The organism is Sphingobium lactosutens (genome assembly GCF_013393185.1).
In the GTDB taxonomy this organism is placed as follows: domain Bacteria; phylum Pseudomonadota; class Alphaproteobacteria; order Sphingomonadales; family Sphingomonadaceae; genus Sphingobium; species Sphingobium lactosutens_A.
The window spans coordinates 54896-79301 of sequence record NZ_QJQX01000013.1; the positions used below are offsets into that span (position 1 = coordinate 54896).

The window sequence follows — 24406 nt, forward strand, 5'->3', positions numbered from 1 at the left end:
CGGGTCAGGCAGCCTCTATCATATAGCCAAGCCCGCGCACGGTGCGGATGGCTGGCCCGGACGGCTGGAGCTTGCGGCGCAGGCGGCCGACATAGACTTCCAGCGCATTGGGCGTGACGGCGTCGTCGAAATTGAAGATTTCGGCCGACAGCCTTTCCTTGGCGATGACCTTGCCCGGCCGGCCCATCAGCGTTTCCAGCACCGCCAGTTCGCGGCGGCGCAGGTCCAGCATCTTGTCGTCGAGATAGACGGTGCGGCTCGACCGGTCGAACATCAACGTGCCGATCCGCAGCATCGGGTCCAGTTGCCCCTGACTGCGCCGCACCAGCGCGCGGATGCGCGATTCTAGTTCACGGGGATGGAAGGGCTTGGCCATATAATCGTCGGCGCCGCGATCCAGCCCGTTGATACGGTCGTCCATCATGTCCCGCGCGGTCAGGATGATGATCGGCGTGGCGGCACCGCGGGCCCGCAGCCGGCTCAGCACGTCCAGCCCGTCCATGTCGGGCAGGCCCAGGTCCAGGATGATCGCGCAATAGGGTTCCTGGTCGGCCAGCTTCAGCGCGTCCTCACCCGTGGTCAATATATCGACGGCAAAGCCCGCCGCCTCCAGCGATGCGACCATGCCGCGGGCGAGCCGCTCATCATCTTCCACCAGCAACAAGCGCATGAACCCAAACCTTCCGTCTTCCGGGGTTCACCCCGGCGATCGACATTAAATTGCGATACGCATCATGCGTGGGATTGCAAATGCGAAGCGATCCGGCACCGATCTTGCCTTTGATTACACACCCGACCGTGCCTGCCCCAGTATGTCAGGTTCATGACAGCGACTCCGGTTAGGACAATCGGAAAGACGAATGGCGGGATCACGATCCACAGCCTTCGGGTCGCAAAAAAGTGACGCGCAAATAAGCGCTTCGCAATTTTCCAAGGGGAATCTGGAATATGACGATGGGTCGTTCCTCGTTTGTGGGAGCATTGCTGTGCATGGGCGTTTCGCTGTCCGGCGCCGCCATCGCCCAGAACGCCGCACCAGCTGACGCCGGCTCCATCGCGCGACTGGACGCGCTGTTCGCGCGATGGGACCGAAAGGACGCACCGGGCTGTGCCGTGGCCGTATCCCGCAACGGCCAGGCGATCGCGACTCGCGCCTATGGCATGGCCGATCTGGAAAAGCGCGTCCCCGCCACCCCCGACAGCATCTATGAGGCTGGATCGGATTCCAAGCAGTTCACCGCCGCCGCCATCCTGATGCTGGCGCGCGAGGGCAAGCTTTCGCTGGACGACGATATCCGCAAATATCTGCCGGAAATCCCCGCCTACAGCGCACCCGTCACCATCCGCCACATGCTCCACCACACCAGCGGCCTGCGCGACTGGGGCTCGGTCGCTGCGGTCGAAGGCTGGCCCCGCAACAGCCGCACCGCCAGCAATGACGATGTGCTGGAGATCGCCGCGCGCCAGAGCGAACTGAACTTCGCGCCCGGCACCCATTATCTCTACAGCAACAGCAACTACAATCTGGCGGCGATCATCGTTGCCCGCGTCAGCGGCCAGTCGCTCGCCGATTTCACCCGCGACCGCATCTTCACGCCGCTGGGCATGACGCACACCAGCTGGCGCGACGACCATGGCGATGTGGTCCCTGGCCGGACCGGCGCCTATGACTGGCAGGAAGGCATCTATCGCAACGATCAGGTGATCGAAGATGCCTATGGCAATGGCGGCCTGCTGACCACAGTGGGCGATCTGGTGAAGTGGCAGGCGGCGCTGGACGCCGGTACTTTTGGTGCCGGTTTCACCGAGCAGATGCAGACACCGACCAGGCTCAACGACGGTACCCCCATCGCCTATGCGCTGGCGCTGGTGAACCTCGACCATCATGGCCAGCAGGAAGTGAGCCATAGCGGTTCGACGGGCGGCTATCGCGCCTGGATGGCCCGCTATCCCAAGCAGAAGCTGGCCGTGTCCCTGCTCTGCAACAGCGGCAATGCCGACACCCCGGTTCTGGGCCGCGCAGTTGCCGACATCTTCCTGCCGGCGTGGAAGGACAAGCCTTATTCGCCCAAGGGAGCATTGCCATCGGGTCTCTATGCCGACGGCATGAACGGCTTTCCGGTGAAGTTCGACAGCGACGAGCAGGGCCGACTGCGCGCCGACGGCAAGCTGATGACACCGGTCGGCCCCGGCCGCTGGGCGCTGCGCGAGGACATCTTCGCCTTCTCCAAAATCGGGCCAAAAACCAGTCTCGTCCGCGAAAATCGCGAGGGCGAGAAGATTGCCTATCGCAAGGTGGAGGCGGTCACGACCTTCGACGCCACGCCCTATGTCGGGAAGTTCTGCGCCGTCGACGCCAACGCCTGTCTGACCTTCCGCCAGCAGGGCGAGGCGCTGGTCTATAGCGGCCCGCGCTGGTCCGACCAGACGCTCAGCCCCGCCTATGCCGACGTGTTCACGGGCGAAGCGATGCCGGACGCCGGGCGCATCACCGTCAAGTTCCAGCGCGAGGCGAACGGTGCCGTCACCGCCCTGCGCTTCGGCGAGGGTCGCGCCTACGACCTGCTGTTCCGGCGCGCCGACTGACCGATTTCCACGCCATTCAAAAGAGCCGCCGGGTCGCGGCCAAAATCCAAGAAGACGAAAAAGGGGACTATATATGACTGAATTCAAGACCGGTTTTCGACATTTGCTGATGGCTGGCACCGCCGGTCTCATCCTGTCGCTGGCGCATGGCGGTATGGCGATGGCGCAGGCGAACACACCCGCAGCCGATGCTGCCGACGAAGCCGAGCCGGCGATCGTCGTCACCGGATCGCGCATCGACCGCAAGGGTTTCGAGGCGCCGACGCCGACCACCATCATCGGCGACACCGAACTGCGCCAGGGCGCCCGTCCCAGCATCGCGCAAGTCCTGAACGACCTGCCCCAGTTCCGCGCGACCCAGTCGCCCGCCAGCACCGTCGCTAACACCAACTCCTCTTCCTCGGCGATGGACCTTCGCGGCCTGGGCGTCACCCGCACGCTGACCCTGCTCAACAACCGCCGCTTCACCGGCGCGGTCGACCTCAACACCGTGCCGCAGGGCCTGGTGAAACGAGTCGAGGTCGTCACCGGCGGCGCATCGGCGGCCTGGGGGTCGGGCGCGATCGGCGGCGTGGTCAACATCATCCTGGACGATGAGTTGGAAGGCCTGACCATCGGTGCCCAGAACGGCATCTCCTCGCGCGGGGACGGCTATCGCTACAGCTTCGACGGCACGTTCGGCACGAAGTTCGCCGACGGTCGCGGCCACTTCATGATCGGTGGCGAATATCAGCAGGACAAGGGTATCCTTGACCGCAATTCGCGCAAGAATGTCGGCAGTTCCAACCTGTTCACGCCCGCCGGCAGCTCGCAGCTTATCCTGGTGCGCGACGTCAACGCCGCCAACACCAGCCTGGGCGGCCTGATCAACGCCGGCGCGCTGAAGGGCCAGACCTTCAATACGGACGGCACGCTGCGTCCCTTCCAATATGGCAGCATGGTCAATGGTGCCACGATGGTCGGCGGCGAAGGCGTTGCGACCAACGACGAATATTCGCTGACCAATCCCTATCAGCGCGTCAACGGCTATGCCCGCGCCAGCTTCGAGGTCGGGGACGCCACCTTCTGGGCGGACGGCAGCTACAGTCGCATCTGGGCGAAATATCCCTTCTATGCGGAAAGCGGTACCTACACCCTGTCGGCGACCAACCCCTATCTGTCGCAGGACATCCAGAGCCAGCTCGCCGCCGCCGGTGAAACCAGCGTCAAGATCGGCCGCGTGTTCGAGGATTATGGATACCGCACCTTCGACTATTATCGCCAGAATGTGGAAGGCGCAGTCGGCGTCGATGGCAGCTTCGCGGACGGCAAATGGCGCTATTCGGCTTATTACAGCCATGGCGAAATGCGCAACATGCAGAGCTATCACAACCAGATCACCGGCACAAACCTGACCAATGCGTTGGACGCGGTGCGTGACTCCAGCGGCAACATCGTCTGCCGCGCCGCCCTGACCGACGCCAACACCGCCTGCCGTCCGCTCAACATCCTGGGCACCGGCACGGCCGATCAGGCCGCGATCGACTATGTGTTCGGCAACACCGCCCGCGTCGTCTACACGACCAAGCTGGACAGCGCCGGCGCCAGCCTGCGCGGCGACCTGTTCGAAACCTGGGCCGGCCCCGTTTCGGTCGCGTTCGGTGCGGAAGCGCGCTGGGAAGAACAGGTCACAAACAGCCTCGACGCCACCTCGGCCGCCAAGGGCTTCAGCCGCTTCAACTTCTCGCCGCTGGACGGCGGGTTCAACGTGCAGGAGGGTTTCGGCGAAGTCGCCATCCCGCTGCTCGACCAGCCGTTCAGCAAGATCGACGTCAATGGTGCAGCCCGTTACAGCCGTTACAGCACCAGCGGCGGCATCTGGTCGTGGAAGCTGGGCCTGACCGACCGCATCTTCGACAATCTGCTGATCCGCGTGTCGCGTTCGCGTGACATTCGTTCAGGCAGCCTGGCCGAACTGTTCACCACCAGCACGACCAGCTTCACCACCGTCGTGGAAGATGGCCAGACCTACTCGATCACCCGCTTCGGTGGCGGCAACGCCAATCTGAAGCCGGAAATCGGCAGCACACTGACGCTGGGCGCGGTCTTCACGCCGACCTTCCTGCCGGGCTTCAACCTGTCGGTCGACTATTACAACATCAAGCTGAAGGACGCGATCACCTCGCTGGGCGCGCAGGACGTCATCACCAACTGCGCCAACGGCAACACCCTGCTGTGCAGCCAGATCGTCCGCGACGCTTCGGGCGCGCCGACGACCCTCTACACCACCTATATCAACCTGGCCGAATATAAGACCAAGGGCGTGGATATCGAGGCGACCTATACCCTGCCGCTGAACAAGGTCAGCGACAGCCTGGGCGGCACGATGCGCTTTCGCGGTCTGGCCACCTATGTGCCCAAGGTCATCATCAACGACGGCACCAGCACGGTCGACCGTGCCGGCGACGTGGGCGACAATGTGAACTTCGGCACGCCGCACTGGCGCGCGACGGGCAGCATCAACTATAGCAGCCAGGACGTCTCGGTCGACGCCCGCGTCCGCTATGTCGGCGGCGGCAAGTTCAACCATCTGCTGAACATCGCCAACAACGACATCGCCGCCCGCGTCTATGTCGACGTGGGTGCGCAGGCGACCATTGCTGATCGCTTCACGCTGTTCGCCAACGTCAACAACCTGTTCGACCGCGATCCGCCGCTGACCACCTATGGCTCGATCCATTATGACAGCATCGGTCGCTACATGACGATGGGCGCGAAGGTCCGCTTCTGATCCAAAAGCGATGGCGGCGTTCCCAGGGGCGCCGCCATCCTGCTACCTGCCCCTGAAATTATGGCGGTGTTTGCGTCGCCCTCGACGCAGGCTTCCGCCCCGTATCATTGCCGCGATCATCGTCGGACATATTTTCGTCGATCACGGCCCCCTGCCCCGGCTGACCAGCGTTCGGCGCGGCGGCAGGCGGCAGCGAAGCATTGCCTTCAGGCGAAGCGACCGGGGTTTCGGTCTGCTTGGGCGCTGCCGACTTGTCCGGTGACGGACTGCATGCGGCGAGCGCGACTATGGCCGTCCCGGTGAGTGTGGCGAACCAGGCCCTGATCATATCCTCTCCCCTTCATGCGACTCGATCATGGCCGAGTCCGATCTGCTGCAAGATTGTCTGAAAGCGGTATTCCTGTCTAATCGGGTCGAGCAGCGGATCGGTATTGGCCAATACGAGTCCTGCATCGCCGATTGCCAGCCCCCGTTCCAGCGCAGCGAGCGCATCGCCCTTGCGGCCCCATTGCGAAAAAATGAGCGCCTGCTGGTACAGGGAATTATCGCCATATTTCCGTTTCATCTCCGCGAAACGCCGATCTCCGGCGGCTTGCCCCGCCAGCCGCGCATCGGTGATCGCAAGGCCGCGAATGCGTGACAAAGGGCTGGTTTCGGCCTCGAAATACCCTTTCGCGGCAGCATAGTCGCCTTTTACCAGCGCAATGTCGCCAAGAATGCGATGGACATTGTTGACCTTCCGGTTGAGCGCGAGTGCCCCGCGAACGGCCTGTTGCGCTGCGTCATAGGCGCGCGCGCAAAATTCGACTATGGCCGCCGTTCGCAACACCGAGGCGTTGAGCGGATCGAGCCGGGTAGCCCGCGCCGTGGCCTTGCGGGCATCGTCGAAGGTGCCGATAAAAGCGGCATAGAGGGCGAAGCTGCCAAGAATCGCTGCATTGCCGTAGCCAAGTTCGAAACTCTTTTCATAGGGCTGCCGCGCCCCCGCAAGATCGAGCCGCCCGTTCGACAATATGAAGCCGAGCGCAGAATGCCCTTCCGCCAACGACGGTGCGAGCTGAATGGCCTTGCGAGCGGCGGCGATCGCCTCGTCGAAATATCTGGCCAGTTCCTTGCCGCTTGCATAGCTGCTGCCGATTACCGTCAGGGCGCGGGACCGGGCCGCATGCGCCGCCGCATAGGCTGGATCGATGGAAACAGCACGGTCGAATGCAGCAAGCGCGCCGCGGTCGGAACGTTCGTCCGCCGCGAGGTTGTAGAGCGCCATGCCGTGCAGATAGCTGTCGAATGCCGCAAGGCTGGACGTACCGCCGATCCGCCTTTTGCCGCTCGCCTTGTCCCCGTCCAGCGAGACGATCAGGGAATCGACGACATTGGTCGCTATCTCGTTCTGAACGTCGAGCACATTTGCCAGCTTGCGGTTGAACGTTTCGGACCATGACTGGAACCCGGTAGCCCCTTTGATAAGCCGCGCCGTCACGCGCAGGCTCTCTCCCGACCTGCGCACGCTGCCTTCCAATATATAGGCCACGTCGAGGACCCTGCTGATCTGGGCGATCGTCCGTGCGCCGGTGCGAAAGCTGTCCGAAGACGTCAACGCGGCCACCGCAAGCTGCGGATTGAGGCTGAGCGTGGCGCGCAGTTCCTCCGACAGGCCGTCGGAGAAATAGGTCTGCTTGGGATCGTCGCTCAAATTCTCGAACGGCAGCACGGCGATGCTCTTGTCGTTCGCCTTTGGTGACAGCAGGCCGGAACGCCATGTGGTGTACCCGCCGGCCAGCGCCGCGATGCCGCTCGCGCCGGCGATCATGGCGCCCCGCCGTGACAGCTTCCTCCCGCCCTGCGCCGTCGCCGATTGGGGCCGTTCGATGCTGAGGGCGTTTCCCGGTGCCGCAGCGACAGCTTCAACAGCCCGCAACAATTCCCGGAATAGGGAAGAATCCGCCCGCTTCGTCCATTGGGCAAGGTCGATATACTGGACTTGCCGGAACCCCAGCGGCGGTTCGACGCCGTCCAGCGTCACCGAGACCATGCGGCCACGATCACGGCCACGAGTGGCTTCATCACGCACCCAATGCGACTGGATCGAACGGGCCGTCCAGACCACCAATATTATATCGGCGCTCTCCAATGCGCTTTCCGTTGTATGGGCGAAGCGCTGTCCTCCTGCCAGCAACCCATCCCACCAGACGGTCAGGCCGCGTCTTTCCAATGCGGATATGATGGGCATCACGCGGTCGCGGTCATCGCGTGAATAACTGAGGAACAGCGTCCGACCGACGACTTCACCGGGCAAGGAATGGTCCAAGCTTCCCTCCCAAGTTCCGCAGAACAGCATCCGAGTCTTCGGGCGCATAAGGGTAACTTGACTGTTAACATGCAAAGGCCGCACTTTGCACCGCCGGCGACGGCGGAAATTCAGTATATTGTCCCTGCCATCCGGGGGTGCTGCTGCCCTTATGGTTCAAGTTCCGCCACTGCCACCCTGTCGCCTGACATTGGGCGTAACCGGCCATCGGGAAGACAATCCCTTGTTCGCCGCCCATCGCGAGGCCGTCGCCGCCGCACTCGCCGAAATCTGCGATGCAATACAGTCCGCCCTTGACGCGCAAGCAGAGGCTCTGGGGCCGATGGAGCCCATGCGCCTGTACGGCATGCTTGCCGATGGAACCGACCAGATGGTCGCCGACATGGCGCTGGCCCGAAAATGGGAGGTCATTGCCCCCTTGCCGTTCGGCAGAGCGCTCTATCGGGCGGTGGCGAGCCGCGCCCATGACCTGGACGATGTCCGCGCTCTGCTCGAAGGCCGGCTTCCTGCCGACCCGCACGTGCTGGCGCGGGCGCGCATGCTGGACCGGAGCTTCGACACGGTCCGGCTGTTCGAAATGGCCGAACGCGATGACGATATAGGCGACGCGCTGCTTGCCATGCTGGCCGATCCCGGTTCCATGACCAAGGCTCAGGGCTTTGCCGCCCTCTCGGCGGAACGCGTGGCCCTCGCGGCGCGGGTCATGATCGAACAGGCCGACATCGTGATCGCCGTATGGGACGGCGTAAACCGCAGCCTTGTCGGCGGGACCGGGCATACCATCGCGAAGGTGCTCGAACAGCATGGCGTCGTGATCTGCATCCATCCTTCCGCGCCTTCGGATTGGCGGATCATGCGATCTTCCGAAGCGCTGATATCATGCCCGCCGGCGGAAGACCGAATGGCGGCGCTGAGCCGGATCATCCGTTCCGCCTTGCGCCCGGGGACAGATATCATGCCACCGGCGCGCACGACCGGCCTTCAGGACGAAGCCTGGCCCTTGCGAAGCCATCCGCTTTCAGGGGGCTATCGCCGGATCGAAGCGATGTTTGCCGGAGAAGGCCGGCCGTTCCGGTCGCTGGTTCAGCGATATGAGCCGCCCGAAGCCGTTGCTGCCGGCAGCGGCGCCCGGTTATTGGCCGATATTCGCGCCCTTCCTCGACTGGGGGGCGGCTTTGCCGATGCCGTCGAGCGATCCCTGTTGCGGCGTTTCGCCTGGGCGGACGGGATATCGACCCACCTCTCCGACGCCTATCGCGGCGGGATGGTTGCCAATTTCCTGCTCTCGTCGCTCGCGATCGCCGCAGGCATAGCCTATCAGCCGCTGGGCGCGCAGAAATGGCCTTTTGCCGGTATCGAATTCATCCTGCTGGCAGCGATCATCCTGATTACCTGGCGGGGAGTCCGGCAGCGCTGGCACAGCCGCTGGTTCACGACACGCCGAGTGGCGGAATATTTGCGCCATGCGCCGATCCTGCTGGCGCTCGGCGTGGCGCGCCCGCCAGGTCGCTGGCCGCAGGGCATCTATACGAGCTGGCCGGAATATTATGCCCGTGCGGCGTTGCGGGATGTCGGCCTGCCCACCGCGCCGATTACCCGCGACTATCTGCGCAGGGCAATGACGAACCTGCTCGGCCGCCACGTCGTGGAGCAGCGCGACTATCATGTAGAAAAGGCACGCCGGTTACGGCATGTCCACCATAGCCTGGATCGCATGTCCGAGACGCTGTTCATTCTCGCGGTGATGTCCGTATCCACCTATCTGCTGATCGAGATCGGCGCCGCCGCAGGCCTGATTGCCGAAGAGCTTCCGCACGCAACCTCGAAGCTCTTCACCTTCCTCGGCGTATCTTTCCCAACTTTCGGCGCGGCCATCGCCGGCATCCGCTATTTCGGTGATTTCGAGCGTTTCTCCGCGATTTCTCGCATCACCGCGGAACGGCTCGACGGGCTCGATCAGCGCATCGGGATGCTTGCAGCCGATCAGGAGGCCATGATCGATTATGCCGTGGTGGCGGACCTCGCGCACGAGATGGATTCGATCGTCGTTTCCGAGATCGAAAGCTGGCAGGCGGTCTTCGCCGGCAAGCAGATCACGGTCCCGGTGTGATGTGGCGGCATCCGCTATTGCGGTCAGCCGTCATGCTGTTGGCTCTAGGCCTGTCGGGCTGCAACGCGAATCCGCCCGCATCGCCCCCCGATCACAAGGAGGCCGCCAAAAGGCCGATTGCGCGCCCCGCCACTTTGGCCTCCGCGCCAGCCACGGCAATGCCCGTCGAACTCACCCCCACCGATCGCGCCCAGCTTCTGGAAGCCATTGCGGGATCCGAACTGTTCGCCAAGGTGCTACGCAACAAGGAGCTGACCGGAAAGGTCGTCGCCCCCGGAAAGGAACGCGATCTCGCCAAGGCCGAGCGCGACCTCTCCACCATTCGCGATCGGCTGGCCGACCTATCCCGCGACGGCATAGCGACTTTTGCGCTGATCCACGCCCTGCGCGGCGGCAAGGCAATGAACGCCTGGCTGATCGGCCCTGACGGTGGCGTAGCACATGGGTTTTATGACCAGGAATATACCGGATTGTCGCTGATGATCGACGGGCTGGGCGTCCGCCGCCTCGCCGCCACGCGCAGCAATTGGCCCAAGGGAACGCCAGCGCCGTCGCCGGATGTCGAGCGCGGCAACCTGATCCGGGACCGCTCGCCAGAGGCCGTGCGCCTGCGCAAGGAGACGCTGGAGCGCACCCGTGCGATGCTGCTCCCCGGCGCGGTCGGCGATGCTCTGGGCACGCGCAGTGGCCGGCTTCTCCTGGTTCCGGCGATGGACAGCGGCACGGCGCCCTATGCAGCCCTGCCACTGCGCAACGGTCCGGCGGCATCGCACTGGTCGTTCGTGATCCTTCCCGACGTCGATGCGCTGATCGCCCCCGATCCCACTTTCGACTATCGCGCGCTCGACATCGACAAGGCGATCATCGTGGGCAATCCGGACCTGTCGAACGACAGGCAGTTCGACTGGGCGCCGCTTCCGGGCGCGCAACGCGAAGCGATCATGGTGGCGCGGGAACTGAATGATCCGGGCACGGTGCTGATGATGGGCGCGGCGGCCACGCGCGACAATCTGACGCGCGCCATCGCGGCGCGTCCCGATGCCGGACTGATCTATCTGGCGACGCATGCGGTCGCCGATCCGGTGAACCCGCTCACCCGTGGTTTCATCGCCATGTCGGGCAAGCAGGGGCATTATTATGCGGGCCACATCCGCCAGGAACGGTTTCCGGGCTGGAAGCGCCATCACCCGCTGGTCGTCATCAGCGCCTGCCAGACAGCCTTGGGCCGAATATTGGATGGTGGCGGCTTCGGCATCGCCCGCAGCTGGACAGCCGCGGGAGCGGGACAAGTCGTGGCCAGTCTCTGGAATGTGAGCGATCAAGCGACGGCCATTTTGATGACCAGCTTTGTCGAACGGCTGAAGGCAGGCGACTGGCCGGAAGTCGCCATGCAAAAGGCCCAGCTGGCCACGATGAACGCCCGGAACGCGAAAGGCGAAAAACCCTATGCCGATGACCCGAAAATGTGGGCGAGCTTCATGATCTTCGGGAAACCCTCAGCATCGACAGATGAACCGCGCGGCGCAAGAGAAGCGTCGCCTTTAGCTGACGGCGGAGAACCCTCGGATCCGCGCTGATGCCTCCAAGAGAGGCTGCATCACTCTACAGTCACCGATTTGGCAAGGTTGCGAGGCTGATCGACGTCCGTGCCCTTGGCCACCGCGACATGATAGGCGAGCAACTGCACCGGCACGGCGTAGACGAGTGGCGCAATCAGCGGATGGACCTGCGGCATCTCGATCGTCGCCATGCAGCCCTCACCGGCCAGCGCGATGCCTTCCGCATCGGAGATCAGCACCACCTTGCCGCCGCGCGCCTGCACCTCCTGCATGTTGCTGACGGTCTTTTCGAACAGTGGGCCGCTGGGCGCGATGACGATCACCGGAACGGCGTCGTCGATCAGGGCGATCGGACCATGCTTCATCTCGCCAGCGGCATAGCCTTCGGCGTGGATATAGCTGATTTCCTTGAGCTTGAGCGCCCCTTCCAGCGCCATCGGATAGTCCGGCCCGCGCCCCAGATAAAGCACGTCACGCGCCGGCGCGATCAGGTGGGCCATCGCCTCGATCTGGCCATCGCGACTGAGCGCTTCGTTGAGCGCGGCGGGCGCTTCCGACAGGTGCCAGACGATTTCGGCCTCCTCTTCCGGCGTCAAACGGCCCTTGGCGCGCGCCAGATTGGCCGCAAGCGCTGCCAGCACGGCAAGCTGGCAGGTGAAGGCCTTGGTCGAGGCGACGCCGATCTCCGGCCCGGCATGGGTCGGCAGCAGCAGGTCCGCCTCGCGCGCCATGCTGCTGGTGGGGACGTTCACCACCACGGCGATGATCTGCCCTTCTGCCTTGGCGTGGCGCAACGCGGCCAGCGTGTCGGCTGTCTCACCCGACTGGCTGATGAAAAGGGCCAGGCCGCCCTGCTCCAGAACCGGTTCGCGATAGCGGAACTCGCTCGCCACATCGATGTCGACGGGGACGCGGGCGAATTTCTCGAACCAATATTTGGCGACCAGACCGGCATAATAGCTGGTGCCGCAGGCGACGATGGTGATGCGCTTCACCTGCCCCAGGTCGAAATCCATGTCGGGCATCGCGATCTGGTTTTCCATGCGACGCAGGTAGGAGCGCAGCGTCTGGGCGACGACGACCGGCTGCTCGTAAATCTCCTTCTGCATGAAGTGGCGATGATTGCCCTTGTCGATCATCGCGCCCGATACGCCGGAAATCGTCACCGGCCGTTCGACCGGGTTATTGTCCTTGTCGAAAATCTCCGCGCCTTCGCGCGTGATGACGACCCAGTCGCCCTCGTCCAGATAGGCGATGCGCTGGGTCAGCGGGGCGAGCGCCAGCGCGTCGGAGCCAAGATAGGTTTCCCCGTCGCCATAGCCCACGACCAGAGGCGACCCCAACCGCGCGCCGATCAGCATGTCGGGATGGCTGCGAAAGGCGATGGCCAGCGCAAAGGCTCCGTGCAGGCGGGGCAGCACCTGCGCCACGGCTTCCTTGGGCGACGCGCCCGCCTCCACCAGTTCGCTTACTAGATGGGCGACGACCTCGGTATCGGTCTGGCTGTCGAAGCTGCGGCCCCGCGACATCAGTTCCTCGCGCAGCGGCTTGAAATTCTCGATGATGCCATTGTGCACCAGCGCGACCTCATTGGTTGCGTGAGGATGCGCATTGCTGGTGGTCGGCGCGCCATGGGTGGCCCAGCGCGTATGGGCGATGCCCGTGGTGCCGGGCAGCGGCGCCGCGCCCAGTTCCTTCACCAGATTGGCGAGCTTGCCCTCGGCCCGGCGGCGATCGATAGCTCCGCCATGAACGGTGGCGACGCCCGCACTGTCATAACCGCGATATTCGAGGCGCTTGAGGCCGTCGACCAGCCGGTCGGCCACGTCGTCCTTGCCGATGATTCCGATGATACCGCACATGAAATATGCCCCGTCGAACAGGATGAACCAGTGAGCGCCCTGTGGCGCGATTCCAATGCCATGCCATTAATGACGCCTGCGCAACAGCGCCATGGCCCGGTCATGAAAACTATTTCATTCAGGGCGGATGGTAATCAACCAGATGTCCGGCGGAGCGAGCATCCGGGCGGGCAGGCCGCTGGTGCCGACGCCGCCCGCAACGATCATCGTCTTGCCGCCGTCGCGATAGAGGCCGCAGGCATAGCGGGTGCCATATTTTGACGGGACATAGACGACGCCCCAGAAGGGGAAGGCGATCTGCCCGCAATGGGTGTGGCCGACCAGAGTCAGCGACGCATCGTCGGGCAGCCGGGGAAAGACGTCCGGGCCGTGCGACAGGATGACCGGCGCGCCGCCGACCCGGCGCATGGCCGCCAGCGTATCGGGAATATCGATCTTCCGGGTGTAGATATCCTTCAACCCGCCGATCGCCAGCGGACCGCGCCGCACCGCACCATCCTGCAACAGGGTGATGCCGATCCGATCGAACGCCGCCTGCCAGTCCGGTCCGCTCAGCGCGCGCGGGTTCTTCTTGCTACGGCTGTCATGGTTGCCGAGCACCGCCACCACGCCCAGCGGCGCGTGTAGGCCCGCAAAGGACGCGATGCTCTGCTCCGCATCGTAGATCGCTCCACCCTTGTCGTCGCCGATATAATCGCCGCCCAGCAAGATGAGGTCGGGCTTCAACCCGTTGATCTGCGCCACGATACGCTGCATCCGCTCCGGGCTGTTGTCCGGGCCGGACAAATGCGTATCGGTCAGCAAGGCGACGGTCAGCGGTTCATGCGGCGAATCGATGGGAAATGGCAGCATGATTTCCGCTTCGCGCACGATCGGCATGGCGCGGGCGTTGAGCAGCAGCCAGCCCAGCAGCCCCGCGATCAGCAGGATCAGGACCAGCAGGCTCCACAGGAATTTGCGCCAGAGCCTCCCGCCGCGCGCGCCTTTGTCGGTCCGCAATGGCGGCGCGGAGTGGCCACCCCTAGACCATTGTTTTCCCAGAAACGCTGAAATCGCCATCATTTGGCGGCCTTCTTCGCCTTCATCCGGTCGCGGAAGGCCGCTGCCCAGCCGGCCTTGCCGACCTGCTCGGGCCTGACCAGACAGAGCGAATCCGCCTCGACGGGCCGTGTCACGACGCTACCAGCCGCCACGATCGCGCCAGCACCGATACTCGCCGGAGCCACCAGCGCGCTGTTGGAGCCGATGAAGGCGCCCGCGCCGATTTCGGTCCTGTATTTGAAAAAGCCGTCATAGTTGCAGGTGATGGTGCCCGCGCCGATATTGGCTCCCGCCCCCACGCTGGCGTCGCCTATATAGGACAGGTGGTTGGCCTTGGCCCCCTCGCCCAGCGTTGCTTTCTTGATCTCGACGAAATTGCCGACCTTCGCCTTGATGCCGATCTCGGCGCCCGGACGCAGCCGCGCATAGGGACCGATGTCCGCCCCGCTTGCGACGCTCGCGCCCTCAAGATGGGAAAAGGCGTGGATCGTCACATCGTCCGCCACGGTGACGCCGGGACCGAAGACCACGTTTGGTTCCACCACCACGTCGCGGCCCAGCACCGTGTCATAGGCGAAGAAGACCGTTTCCGGCGCGACCAAGGTCACACCCTCGCGCATTGCCTCGATCCGGCGGCGCGCCTGCCACATCGCCTCGACACCCGCCAGTTCGATCCGGCTGTTCACGCCGGCCACTTCCCAGGCTTCGGTTTCGATCACCGCGCTCTGACCATCGGGCAGCATGACGATGTCGGGCAGATAATATTCGCCGGCCGCATTATTATTGCCGATCTGGTCGAGCAGCACGAACAGGTCGGTCGACCGCACCGCCATCAACCCGCTGTTACAGAGCGTGACGGCGCGTTCCGCCTCGCTGGCGTCCTTATACTCGACCATCTTCTCGATGATGCCCTGCCCGTCGGCGATGATCCGGCCATAGGCGGCGGCGTCATCGGGGCGGAAACCCAGCACCACCGCGCGCGGTTCGTCGCCCCGGCTCAGCCGGTCGAGCATCGCCCGCATCGTTGGCGCGCCTACCAGCGGCACGTCGCCATAGAGGATCAGCACGTCGCCGGCGAAACCCGCCAGCGCATCATGCGCTTGCGCGACCGCGTGGCCGGTGCCGAGTTGCTGATCCTGCACCGCGATCACCGCGCCGGTGCCAGCGACCGCTTTCTCCACCTGCTCGCGCCCGGCGCCGACGACTACGACCTGCCGCTCTGGTCTGAGGTCGCTCACGGTCGCCAGCAGGTGCAACAGCATCGGCCGCCCGGCGACCGGGTGCAGCACCTTGTGCAGCGCGGATTTCATGCGAGTCCCTTGCCCGGCGGCAAGGATGATGACGGCGAGCGGGCGTGAAATCGGGTTGGGAGCGGTCACTTTCGACAGGTCCTTGGCAATGAGCGGTAAACGGACACTCCCTCTGCCATGTTTGACTTGCCATGGCCACCATGGGCGCGGCATGGCGCAGCATGGCAGCGAGAAATCTGAACCCCATCCCCTTCGATATCGTCGGCTTCGACCTGGACGGCACATTGATCGACACCAGCGGCGATCTGGCCGCGGCGGTCAACTATGCCATCGGCACGATCGGCCGCCCCCCCTTTCCCGTCGCGGCGATCCATCCCTTCGTCGGCAAGGGCGCGAAGGTCATGCTCCAGCGCGCGCTGGATGCGTCGGGCGGCTATGACGAGCCGACGCTGGCCCAGATCCTCCCGATCCTGCTCGATTATTACGAGCAGAACCTCGCCATCCACTCCGTTCCCTATCCCGGCCTGATCGCAGCGATGGACCAGCTTGCCGCGCGCGGCGTGAAACTCGCCATCTGCACCAACAAGGCGGAGCGCTTCACCATTCCGCTGATGCACCAGATCGGCCTGTCGGATCGCTTCGCCAGCATCATCGGCGGCGACACGGTCGGCGTGTCCAAGCCCGATCCCGCGCCGATCCACGCCATGATCGAGCGCGCCGGCGGCGGCCGCACCATCTTCGTCGGCGACACGATCAACGACATTGCCGGCGCGCGCAATGCCGGCATCGCCAATGTCGCCGTCAGCTTCGGCTTCCTCGACGGCCCGGTCGAAAATCTGAAGGCGGACGCGGTGATCCATCATTTCGACGAACTGGTGCCGCTGCTGGAACGCTGGCCGGCATGAGCCTGAGGCTGGAGCAGGACGGTCCGATCGCCCGGTTGCTGATCGACCGGCTGGATCGCCGCAACGCCATGACCCAGGCCATGTGGGAGCAGCTACCCCATCTGGTGGGGGAAGCCATGGCCGATGACAGCGTCCGCGTACTGATCCTCGCTTCCGCTGCCGCCGGCCTGTTCTGCGCCGGTGCCGACATCAACGAATTTGCCGCCTGTTCGGGCGCGGAGGACTGGCGCATCGCCAATCAGGCGGCGATCCGCGCCAGCCAATATGCGTTGGCCCATGCCGAAAAGCCGGTGATCGCCGCGATCGACGGCGATTGCGTGGGCGGCGGGTGCGGCCTTGCCATCGCCTGCGATCTGCGCATCGCATCTCCCACCACGCGCCTGGGCATCACGCCCGCGAAGCTCGGCATCGTCTATTCGCTGTTCGACACCAAATTGCTGGTCGATCTGGTCGGGCCGGCGCGGGCCAAACGCATCCTTTTCACTGGCGCGCTGCACGATGCGGATGACGCATTGGCGATCGGCCTGATCGACGAGATCGCCGCCGATCCGCTTGCTGCTGCCGATGCTCTCGCGCACATCATCGCCGGCAACGCCCAGCATAGCGTGCGATCGTCGAAGGCGATCATCCGGCGCATTCTCGATGGACAGGCGGATGACGATGCAACCACGCTGGCGCTGTTCCGCGACGCCTTCACCCTGCCCGACTTTGCCGAAGGCGTGGCGGCGTTCCGGGAAAAGCGCCGACCGGATTTCTGAATCTCGGTCGATCAACCGATCACACCCTTTGTTAAGCATCAGCCTCTAGCCTGCCCGATACGGATCGGCGGACCGCCTCTCGCCGTATTAACCATAACGCCAAGGAAACGACCCCGCTGTGGGTGAGAATTTCGCCTTTTTCCTGCCGATCATGATGGCCAGTTTCGGCGTCGCCTTCCTCATCGTCTGGGGCTGGGGGGCGCGTGGAGCGGGCTGGTGGAGCGGCGCCTTCTTCTCCGTCGCCGGGGGCTTTGCCGTGCCGGCCGCATTCCAGGCGCTTCCCACCGACCTTTGGGGCATCGTCGCCGACCTGTTCTTCGCCACCGGCTTCCTGCTGTTCAGCCAGGCGTTGCTGGACCGCTGGCGCCGCAACTGGATGCTCCGCCTGCGCCTCTTCATCTGGGGTGGATCAGTGGCGCTATGCGGTCTCGCCGTGCTGAACGGCAATGTGCCGCTGGAACTGGTATCGTCCGATTTCGGCTGCTTCCTGCTCATTTCCCTGCCGCTGATCGCGGCCCGCGGTCGATTGCGTGGCTGGCCCGACCGCGCGCTCTATGCCGCTGCGGTCCTCGTCTCGCTCGACAATCTGGTGCGCGGCAGCACCATATCCTTCACCTTGCCGAGCGGCGTGCCTTTCCGCGACAGCGACTATGCCTTTCTGATGCAGGCGCTGGCCTGCATGTTCGGCCTGTTCCTTGCGCTGTCGGCGCTGGCTGCCTGCGTGCTGGACCTGATCGTCCGCTATCGCCACGATGCCCATGTCGATCCGCTGTCAGGCCTGCTCAATCGACGCGGCTTCGATGAGGCGGTCGCCCGGCTTCGGCGCAAGGGCGGTAGTCTGATCGCTTGCGACATCGACCATTTCAAGGTGGCCGAGGCCGTCCGCCTCCACTTCGTCGAGCAGGCGGCCGCACGCCTCGGCCTGCCCCAGCCGCTGACCGCCAGCTTCGGCCTCACGAGCCTGCACCAGGCCGACCCGTCGATCCATGATGCCATCGCCCGCGCCGACAGCGCGCTTTACGAAGCCAAGGAAAAGGGCCGCAACCGCGTTTGCGTCCGCCGTGCGCTCGCAACGCCGGATGCAATCCCGGCGACGAACGGCCAGTTGCTCCGCGCCTGACTGGCCGGTTCACTTGCCCGCGTAGGTCATCGCCTCGATCTTGTTACCGTCAGGGTCACAGACGAACGCGCCATAATAATGCGCGTCATATTGGTCCCTGATCCCCGGCGCGCCATCGCTTCGTCCGCCACTCGCCAAGGCGGCTGCGTAAAAGCGGTCGACCATCGCCCGGTCCTCCGCACCGAAGGCGACATGACTGCCATTGCCTGCTGTCGCCGGCTTGCCATCCAATGGCGTTTCGGCGCTGAACATCAGATGCCCGCTGCCATAATCAGCGGAGGTTGCAGATGCCTTCATCAATGTCAGCCCCAATATCGGCAGCACCGCATCGTAGAATATCCGGGCACGCGCCACGTCGTTGGTGCCCACCGAAACATGATGGATCATCCTCGCTCCTCTCCAACCCGTTCCGGACGAACGTGCGTCTCGCCGGCATGATCCTGCTTCGTGGCAAAAAAGAAAAGGCCCCCGCAACGCGGAGGCCTTTTCTTTACAGTCCGATCTCGCGACCGATCACATATGGATCGGCTTGCCGGTCACGGCCATGGCCGCTTCCTTAATCGCTTCGCTGTGGGTCGGATGCGCGTGGCAGGTATAGGCGATGTCCTCGCTGGACGCGCCGAATTCCATCGCCTGCGCCGCCTGGGCGATCATCGTGCCGGCGACCGTAGCGATGATCCACACGCCCAGCACCTTGTCGGTTTCGGCGTCGGCGATCACCTTCACGAAGCCTTCAGGCTCGTGATTGGTCTTGGCGCGGCTGTTCGCCATCATGGGGAATTTGCCGACCTTGACCGCGCCGCGTTCTTTGGCCGCTTCCTCGGTCAGGCCCACGCCCGCGATTTCCGGCTTGGTATAGACCACCGACGGAATCACGTCATGGTTCACGATGCCGGTCAGGCCCGCGATATTCTCAGCCACCGCAATGCCTTCGTCTTCGGCCTTGTGCGCGAGCATCGGGCCGGGGATGACGTCGCCGATCGCCCAGACGCCGGGAACCTTGGTCGCGAAGTCATGATCGGTTTCGATCTGGCCGCGCTGGTTGAGTTCCAGACCGATCTTGTCGAGGCCGAGACCTTCGGTGTTAGGACGGCGGCCGATCGACACAAGGACGACATCGGCCTCGATCTTTTCGGCGTCGCCACCGGCGGCCGGTTCGACGGTCAGGGTCACGCCCTTCTTGCCGACTTCGGCGCCCGTCACCTTGGTGCCGAGCTTATATTCGAAGCCCTGCTTCTTGAAGATCTTGTTGGCTTCCTTGCGGACTTCGCCGTCCATGCCGGGCAGGATCTGGTCGAGATATTCGACCACCGTGACCTTGGCGCCCAGGCGACGCCACACGCTGCCCAGTTCAAGGCCGATCACGCCACCGCCAACGACGACCAGATGGCCCGGAACCTTGTCCAGTTCCAGCGCGCCGGTCGAATCGACGATCTTGCCGCCTGCATTGTCGACCGCCACGCCGGGAAGCGGCGCGACCGACGAACCGGTGGCGATGATGATGTTCTTCGCCGTCACCTTCTCGCCGCCGACTTCGACGGCGTTGGCGCCGGTGAAGCTGGCCAGGCCCTTGAGCCACGTCACCTTGTTCTTCTTGAACAGGAATTCGATGCCGCCGGTCAGCCCTTTGACCGCGTCGATACGCTGGCCCTGCATGGTGGGCAGGTCCAGGCTCATCTTGTCGATCTTGACGCCCAGCTTGGCGAGCGCACCGTTCGCGGCCTCGTCGTAAAGTTCGGACGCGTGCAGCAGCGCCTTGGACGGAATGCAGCCCACATTGAGGCAGGTGCCGCCCAGCGTCTCGCGGCTTTCGGCGCAGGCGGTCTTTAGGCCCAGCTGCGCAGCGCGGATCGCGGCGACATAGCCACCGGGGCCAGCACCGATAACCAGGACGTCATAATCGAAATCGGACATGGGGTTTTCCCTTCTCCAGTCATGCCAGTCAAAGCTGGCATTTCTCCGGTCCGATTCAAGGACCGAAGACGCCCCGGCCGTAGCCGGGGCGATGTTAAACGATGATTATTACAGGTCGATCAGCAGACGGGTCGGATCCTCGATCGCGTTCTTGACCGCGACGAGGAAAGTCACCGCTTCGCGACCGTCGATCAGACGATGGTCGTAGCTGAGCGCCAGATACATCATCGGACGGATCACGATCTCGCCATTGCGGACGACCGGACGGTCCTCGATGCGATGCAGGCCCAGAACCGCCGACTGGGGCGGGTTGATGATCGGGCTAGACAGCAGCGAGCCGAACACGCCGCCATTGGAGATGGTGAAGGTGCCGCCCTTCATATCTTCCATCGTCAGCTTGCCTTCCTTGGCCTTCTTGCCGAAGCCGCCGATGGTCTTTTCGATATCGGCGACGCTCAGGCTTTCCGCGTTGCGGATGACCGGAACGACGAGGCCGGTCGGGGCCGAGACGGCGACCGAAATGTCGGCGAAATCATTATAGACGATCTCGTCGCCTTCGATCTGCGCATTGACGCCCGGAATGTCGCGGAGCGCCATGCAGACGGCCTTGGTGAAGAAGCCCATGAAGCCCAGACGGACGCCATGCTTCTTCTCGAACAGGTCCTTATATTTGGCGCGCGCTTCGATGACGTTGGTCATGTCGACGTCGTTGTAGGTCGTCAGCAGGGCGGCGTTGTTCTGCGCTTCCTTCAGACGCTTGGCGACGGTTTGGCGCAGGCGGGTCATCTTGACGCGTTCCTGCTTGCGGCTCGGACCAGCGGCCGGGGCGTCGGCGGCAGGGGCGGCAGCGACCGCACCCGCGGCCGCCTTGGCGGTGCCCGCGGCGACGGCGGCGGTGACGTCGTCCTTGGTCAGGCGGCCATCCTTGCCGGTGCCCTTGATCTTGCTCGGATCAAGGCCATGCTCCAGCACCAGGCGGCGGACCGCCGGCGACAGGGTCAGGTTGCCGCCGTCTTCGTCGTCCGAAGCGGCAGGAGCCGAGGCCGCCGGCGCCGGGGCAGCGGCTTCCGCCTTGGCGGCGGGCGCAGCGGCAGCAGGGGCCGGAGCAGCAGCGGCAGCACCGCCTTCGTTCACATAGGCCAGCAGCGCGCCGACCTCGACCGTGTCGCCTTCCTTGGCGATGATATCGCCCATGACGCCGGCGACGGTCGAAGGCACGTCAACCGCGACCTTGTCGGTTTCCAGACTGACGATCGGCTCGTCGACCTTAACGGCTTCACCGGGCTTCTTGAGCCACTGGCCCACGGTTGCTTCGGTAACGGATTCGCCCAGCGTGGGGACTTTGACTTCGGTTGCCATGAGCTAAATCAGCCTTTCTTCTGGCGACGGATTTCTTCACGAACGCTGTGACCCAGCGCATCGGCGACGAGGGCGCCCTGTTCGGACACATGGCGCGACGCCAGGCCCGTGGCGGGCGAGGCGGACGCCTTGCGACCGGCATAGCGGGCGCGCATCGGCGCCTTGCCGGCCTGGGCCAGCGCTTCCTCGACATAGGGTTCCACGAAGAACCAGGCGCCGTTGTTGCGCGGTTCTTCCTGGCACCAGACGACCTCTTCCAGGTTGGTCATGCGCTCGATGCGCTTGGCCAGAGCGTCGGTCGCGAACGGGTAGATCTGTTCGATGCGAACGATCTGCACGTCCGTGTCGCCGGCGGCGTCACGGGCTTCCATCAGGTCGTAGAAGACCTTGCCCGAACATAGGACCAGACGCTTCGTATCCTTGTCCGGCGCCGCATTCGGGTCTGACAGGATGCGCTTGAACTGGGTTTCACCCTGGAAGTCCTCGGCCTTGCTGACCGCCAGCTTGTGACGCAGCAGCGACTTGGGCGCCATGATGATGAGCGGCTTGCGGAACGGACGCAGCATCTGGCGGCGCAGGGCGTGGAAGTAATTGGCCGGGGTCGTGATGTTCGCGACCTGGATATTACCTTCCGCGCAGAGCTGGAGGTAACGCTCCAGACGGGCCGAGCTATGCTCCGGCCCCTGCCCTTCATAGCCGTGCGGCAACAGGCAGACGAGGCCGTTGGACCGCAGCCACTTGGTTTCCGACGAGGCGATATACTGGTCGAAGATGATCTGCGCGCCATTGGCGAAGTCGCCGAACTGGGCTTCCCAGATCACCAGGCTCTTCGGATCGGCCAAGGCAAAGCCATATTCGAAGCCAAGCACGCCATATTCGGACAGTGGCGAATCCAGCACCTCGAAACGGCCATGCGGCACGGTCGAGAGCGGGATGTACTTCTTCTCGCTGTCCTGATCGGTCCAGACCGCATGACGCTGGCTGAAGGTGCCGCGACCCGAGTCCTGACCCGAAAGACGGACGCCATAGCCTTCCGACAGCAGCGAGCCGAAGGCCAGCGCCTCACCGGTCGCCCAGTCGAAATTCTCGCCCGACTTGAACATCTCGGCCTTGGCATCCAGCACGCGCTTCAGCGTCTTGTGGATGTTGTGGCCTTCGGGAACGGTGGTCAGCGTCTTGCCGAGGCCGTCGAACAGCTTGGTGCTGATCGCCGATTCCACGCTCTGGCGCGCGGTTTCCGCGTCGGCGGGCTTGTGCAGGCCCGACCAGCGGCCGGCGAACCAGTCCGCCTTGTTCGACTTGTAGCTCTTGGCCGCCTCGAATTCGTCTTCCAGATGGGCAACGAACTCGTCGGTGGTGCCGGCAACGAACGCATCGTCGACAACGCCTTCCGCCTTCAGGCGCGCCGCATAGACGTCGCTGACAGGCGGATGCTGGCGGATTTCCTTATACATCAGCGGCTGGGTGAAGCCCGGCTCGTCGCCTTCATTGTGGCCGAAGCGGCGATAGCACCACATGTCGATCACGATGTCGCGGTGGAAGGTCTGGCGATATTCCATCGCCAGCTTGCACGCGAAGGTCACGGCTTCGGGATCGTCGCCATTGACGTGCAGGATCGGCGCTTGGACACCCTTCGCCACATCCGACGGATAGGGCGAGCCGCGCGAGAATTGCGGGCTGGTGGTGAAGCCGATCTGGTTGTTGATGATGAAGTGGACGCAGCCACCGGTATTGTAACCATGCACGCCCGAGAAGCCGAGGCATTCCCAGACGATGCCCTGCCCCGCAAACGCCGCGTCACCGTGGATCAGCACGGGCAGGACCTGCTCATGTTTGGCCAGGTCATCGCGGAAGGTCTGCTGCGCGCGGACCTTGCCCAGCACCACCGGATCGACGGTTTCGAGGTGCGAAGGGTTGGGAACCAGCGACATGTGCACCTTGATGCTGTCGAACTCACGGTCGGTCGACGTGCCCAAGTGATATTTGACGTCGCCCGAACCGCCCACATCTTCGGGGTTGGCGGTGCCGCCCGAAAATTCGTGGAAGATGACGCGGAAGCCCTTGGCCATCACATTGGCCAGCACGTTCAGGCGGCCGCGGTGGGCCATGCCGAACACGATCTCGCGCACGCCCGACGACCCGCCATATTTGATGACCGCTTCGAGCGCGGGGATCATGGACTCGCCACCGTCGAGACCGAAGCGCTTGGTGCCGACATATTTGCGGCCCAGGAACTTTTCATACTGCTCGCCCTGGATGACCTTGGCCAGGATCGCCTTCTTGCCCTCGGGCGTGAAGTGGATTTCCTTGTCCTTGCCTTCCAGACGGTCCTGAAGGAAGCGGCGCTCCTCCACGTCGGCGATGTGCATGTACTCAAGGCCGACATTGCCGCAATAATTGGCGCGCAGGATCGCGACGATCTCCGCCACGGTCGCATATTGCACGCCCAGCGTACCGCCCAGATAGACCTTCTTGTTGAGGTCGGTCAGGCCGTGATATTCCGGGGTGAGGTCAGCCGGCAGGTCACGCTTGGCCAGGCCCAGCGGATCGAGGTTGGCGGCCAGATGACCGCGCACGCGATAGGTGCGGATCAGCAACTGCGCGCGGATGGCATCATCGGCGGCGGCAACGGCGTCGGTGTCCGACACGGCCTTGCCCGCAGCCTTGGCGGCGGCCTTCACGGCGACCTGCATCTGCGTGGGGTCCATTGCCCCCGTCAGATCGTCGGTATCGCTCAGCGGCCAGTTATCGCGCGCCCAGCTTGGGCCTCGCTCAATCTCGAATTCCTGGTTCTCGTAACCCATTGCCTTGTCCCATCCCAGCCGCGTGCAGTCGCGGAAGCGGGAAAATAGCGGCCGGGGTGC

At 64.1% G+C, this 24406-nt stretch carries 17 protein-coding genes; 7 read left to right on the top strand and 10 right to left on the bottom strand.

Annotation, left to right across the window (positions count from 1 at the left end):
- Positions 1 to 4: 4 nt before the first annotated feature.
- On the bottom strand, positions 5 to 670 hold the full coding sequence (locus tag DM806_RS00705) for a response regulator (protein WP_179041363.1): 666 nt from the start codon (positions 668 to 670) through the stop codon (positions 5 to 7).
- A gap of 284 nt (positions 671 to 954) precedes the next feature.
- Between DM806_RS00705 and DM806_RS00710 the strand changes: the two genes are divergently transcribed.
- Both DM806_RS00710 and DM806_RS00715 read left to right on the top strand, forming a co-directional pair.
- Positions 955 to 2586, top strand: a complete 1632-nt coding sequence (locus tag DM806_RS00710; RefSeq protein WP_256869018.1) for a serine hydrolase domain-containing protein — start codon at positions 955 to 957, stop codon at positions 2584 to 2586.
- A gap of 73 nt (positions 2587 to 2659) precedes the next feature.
- A complete protein-coding gene (locus DM806_RS00715) occupies positions 2660 to 5356 on the top strand; it encodes a TonB-dependent receptor domain-containing protein (RefSeq protein ID WP_218647266.1) in 2697 nt (898 codons plus the stop codon).
- Positions 5357 to 5414: 58 nt separating this feature from the next.
- Here DM806_RS00715 and DM806_RS00720 read toward each other — a convergent pair whose 3' ends face one another.
- Together DM806_RS00720 and DM806_RS00725 are read right to left on the bottom strand one after the other, a co-directional pair.
- Positions 5415 to 5684, bottom strand: a complete 270-nt coding sequence (locus DM806_RS00720; protein ID WP_179041365.1) for a hypothetical protein — start codon at positions 5682 to 5684, stop codon at positions 5415 to 5417.
- A 12-nt stretch (positions 5685 to 5696) separates the two neighbouring features.
- A complete protein-coding gene (locus tag DM806_RS00725) occupies positions 5697 to 7664 on the bottom strand; it encodes a TIR domain-containing protein (RefSeq protein WP_179041366.1) in 1968 nt (655 codons plus the stop codon).
- 151 nt (positions 7665 to 7815) lie between these two features.
- Between DM806_RS00725 and DM806_RS00730 the strand changes: the two genes are divergently transcribed.
- Both DM806_RS00730 and DM806_RS00735 read left to right on the top strand, forming a co-directional pair.
- The gene (locus tag DM806_RS00730) at positions 7816 to 9774 is read left to right on the top strand and encodes a hypothetical protein (protein ID WP_179041367.1); all 1959 of its coding nucleotides are present in this window, start codon (positions 7816 to 7818) and stop codon (positions 9772 to 9774) included.
- A 32-nt stretch (positions 9775 to 9806) separates the two neighbouring features.
- Complete coding sequence (locus DM806_RS00735; protein WP_179041368.1) at positions 9807 to 11351, top strand: CHAT domain-containing protein; 1545 nt, start codon at positions 9807 to 9809, stop codon at positions 11349 to 11351.
- A gap of 20 nt (positions 11352 to 11371) precedes the next feature.
- Here DM806_RS00735 and glmS read toward each other — a convergent pair whose 3' ends face one another.
- From glmS to glmU, 3 genes are all read right to left on the bottom strand, one after another.
- Positions 11372 to 13195, bottom strand: a complete 1824-nt coding sequence (glmS, locus tag DM806_RS00740) for a glutamine--fructose-6-phosphate transaminase (isomerizing) (protein WP_179041369.1) — start codon at positions 13193 to 13195, stop codon at positions 11372 to 11374.
- A gap of 114 nt (positions 13196 to 13309) precedes the next feature.
- Entirely contained in the window at positions 13310 to 14146 is an 837-nt protein-coding gene (locus tag DM806_RS00745; RefSeq protein ID WP_256869020.1) for a metallophosphoesterase, read from the bottom strand.
- A 107-nt stretch (positions 14147 to 14253) separates the two neighbouring features.
- Positions 14254 to 15546 carry a bifunctional UDP-N-acetylglucosamine diphosphorylase/glucosamine-1-phosphate N-acetyltransferase GlmU gene (gene glmU, locus DM806_RS00750; protein ID WP_256869019.1) on the bottom strand — a complete coding sequence of 431 codons (1293 nt, stop codon included), beginning with the start codon at positions 15544 to 15546 and terminating at the stop codon, positions 14254 to 14256.
- 176 nt (positions 15547 to 15722) lie between these two features.
- Between glmU and DM806_RS00755 the strand changes: the two genes are divergently transcribed.
- The 3 genes from DM806_RS00755 to DM806_RS00765 all read left to right on the top strand — a co-directional run bounded on the left by DM806_RS00755 (position 15723) and on the right by DM806_RS00765 (position 18269).
- The gene (locus DM806_RS00755; RefSeq protein ID WP_179041407.1) at positions 15723 to 16391 is read left to right on the top strand and encodes an HAD family hydrolase; all 669 of its coding nucleotides are present in this window, start codon (positions 15723 to 15725) and stop codon (positions 16389 to 16391) included.
- Positions 16388 to 17149 carry an enoyl-CoA hydratase/isomerase family protein gene (locus DM806_RS00760; protein ID WP_179041371.1) on the top strand — a complete coding sequence of 254 codons (762 nt, stop codon included), beginning with the start codon at positions 16388 to 16390 and terminating at the stop codon, positions 17147 to 17149. The genes DM806_RS00755 and DM806_RS00760 overlap by 4 nt, the downstream gene beginning before the upstream one ends.
- Positions 17150 to 17267: 118 nt before the next feature.
- Positions 17268 to 18269: a GGDEF domain-containing protein gene (locus DM806_RS00765; protein WP_179041372.1), complete on the top strand. Its 1002-nt coding sequence runs from the start codon at positions 17268 to 17270 to the stop codon at positions 18267 to 18269.
- A gap of 9 nt (positions 18270 to 18278) precedes the next feature.
- On the opposite strand, the gene DM806_RS00770 is transcribed toward DM806_RS00765, so the two are convergent.
- The 4 genes from DM806_RS00770 to DM806_RS00785 all read right to left on the bottom strand — a co-directional run bounded on the left by DM806_RS00770 (position 18279) and on the right by DM806_RS00785 (position 24346).
- Positions 18279 to 18656 (bottom strand): VOC family protein, encoded by a 378-nt coding sequence (locus DM806_RS00770; protein WP_179041373.1) that lies wholly within the window; start codon positions 18654 to 18656, stop codon positions 18279 to 18281.
- Positions 18657 to 18782: 126 nt separating this feature from the next.
- A complete protein-coding gene (gene lpdA, locus DM806_RS00775; protein ID WP_179041374.1) occupies positions 18783 to 20183 on the bottom strand; it encodes a dihydrolipoyl dehydrogenase in 1401 nt (466 codons plus the stop codon).
- Positions 20184 to 20291: 108 nt separating this feature from the next.
- Positions 20292 to 21542, bottom strand: coding sequence for a 2-oxoglutarate dehydrogenase complex dihydrolipoyllysine-residue succinyltransferase (gene odhB, locus DM806_RS00780; protein WP_179041375.1), 1251 nt, complete (start codon positions 21540 to 21542; stop codon positions 20292 to 20294).
- A gap of 8 nt (positions 21543 to 21550) precedes the next feature.
- A complete protein-coding gene (locus DM806_RS00785; RefSeq protein ID WP_179041376.1) occupies positions 21551 to 24346 on the bottom strand; it encodes a 2-oxoglutarate dehydrogenase E1 component in 2796 nt (931 codons plus the stop codon).
- Between the last annotated feature and the right edge of the window lie 60 nt (positions 24347 to 24406).

Bases quoted from the DNA above. Each gene is read 5' to 3' on its own strand.
- DM806_RS00715 (WP_218647266.1), top strand. From the start codon at position 2,660: ATGACTGAATTCAAGACCGGTTTTCGACATTTGCTGATGGCTGGCACC.
- DM806_RS00720 (WP_179041365.1), bottom strand. From the start codon at position 5,684: ATGATCAGGGCCTGGTTCGCCACACTCACCGGGACGGCCATAGTCGCG.
- glmS (WP_179041369.1), bottom strand. From the start codon at position 13,195: ATGTGCGGTATCATCGGAATCATCGGCAAGGACGACGTGGCCGACCGG.
- odhB (WP_179041375.1), bottom strand. From the start codon at position 21,542: ATGGCAACCGAAGTCAAAGTCCCCACGCTGGGCGAATCCGTTACCGAA.
- DM806_RS00735 (WP_179041368.1), top strand. From the start codon at position 9,807: ATGCTGTTGGCTCTAGGCCTGTCGGGCTGCAACGCGAATCCGCCCGCA.
- lpdA (WP_179041374.1), bottom strand. From the start codon at position 20,183: ATGTCCGATTTCGATTATGACGTCCTGGTTATCGGTGCTGGCCCCGGT.
- DM806_RS00785 (WP_179041376.1), bottom strand. From the start codon at position 24,346: ATGGGTTACGAGAACCAGGAATTCGAGATTGAGCGAGGCCCAAGCTGG.
- DM806_RS00770 (WP_179041373.1), bottom strand. From the start codon at position 18,656: ATGATCCATCATGTTTCGGTGGGCACCAACGACGTGGCGCGTGCCCGG.
- DM806_RS00705 (WP_179041363.1), bottom strand. From the start codon at position 670: ATGCGCTTGTTGCTGGTGGAAGATGATGAGCGGCTCGCCCGCGGCATG.
- glmU (WP_256869019.1), bottom strand. From the start codon at position 15,546: ATGAAATCCGCGCTGCACAAGGTGCTGCACCCGGTCGCCGGGCGGCCG.
- DM806_RS00760 (WP_179041371.1), top strand. From the start codon at position 16,388: ATGAGCCTGAGGCTGGAGCAGGACGGTCCGATCGCCCGGTTGCTGATC.
- DM806_RS00730 (WP_179041367.1), top strand. From the start codon at position 7,816: ATGGTTCAAGTTCCGCCACTGCCACCCTGTCGCCTGACATTGGGCGTA.
- DM806_RS00710 (WP_256869018.1), top strand. From the start codon at position 955: ATGGGTCGTTCCTCGTTTGTGGGAGCATTGCTGTGCATGGGCGTTTCG.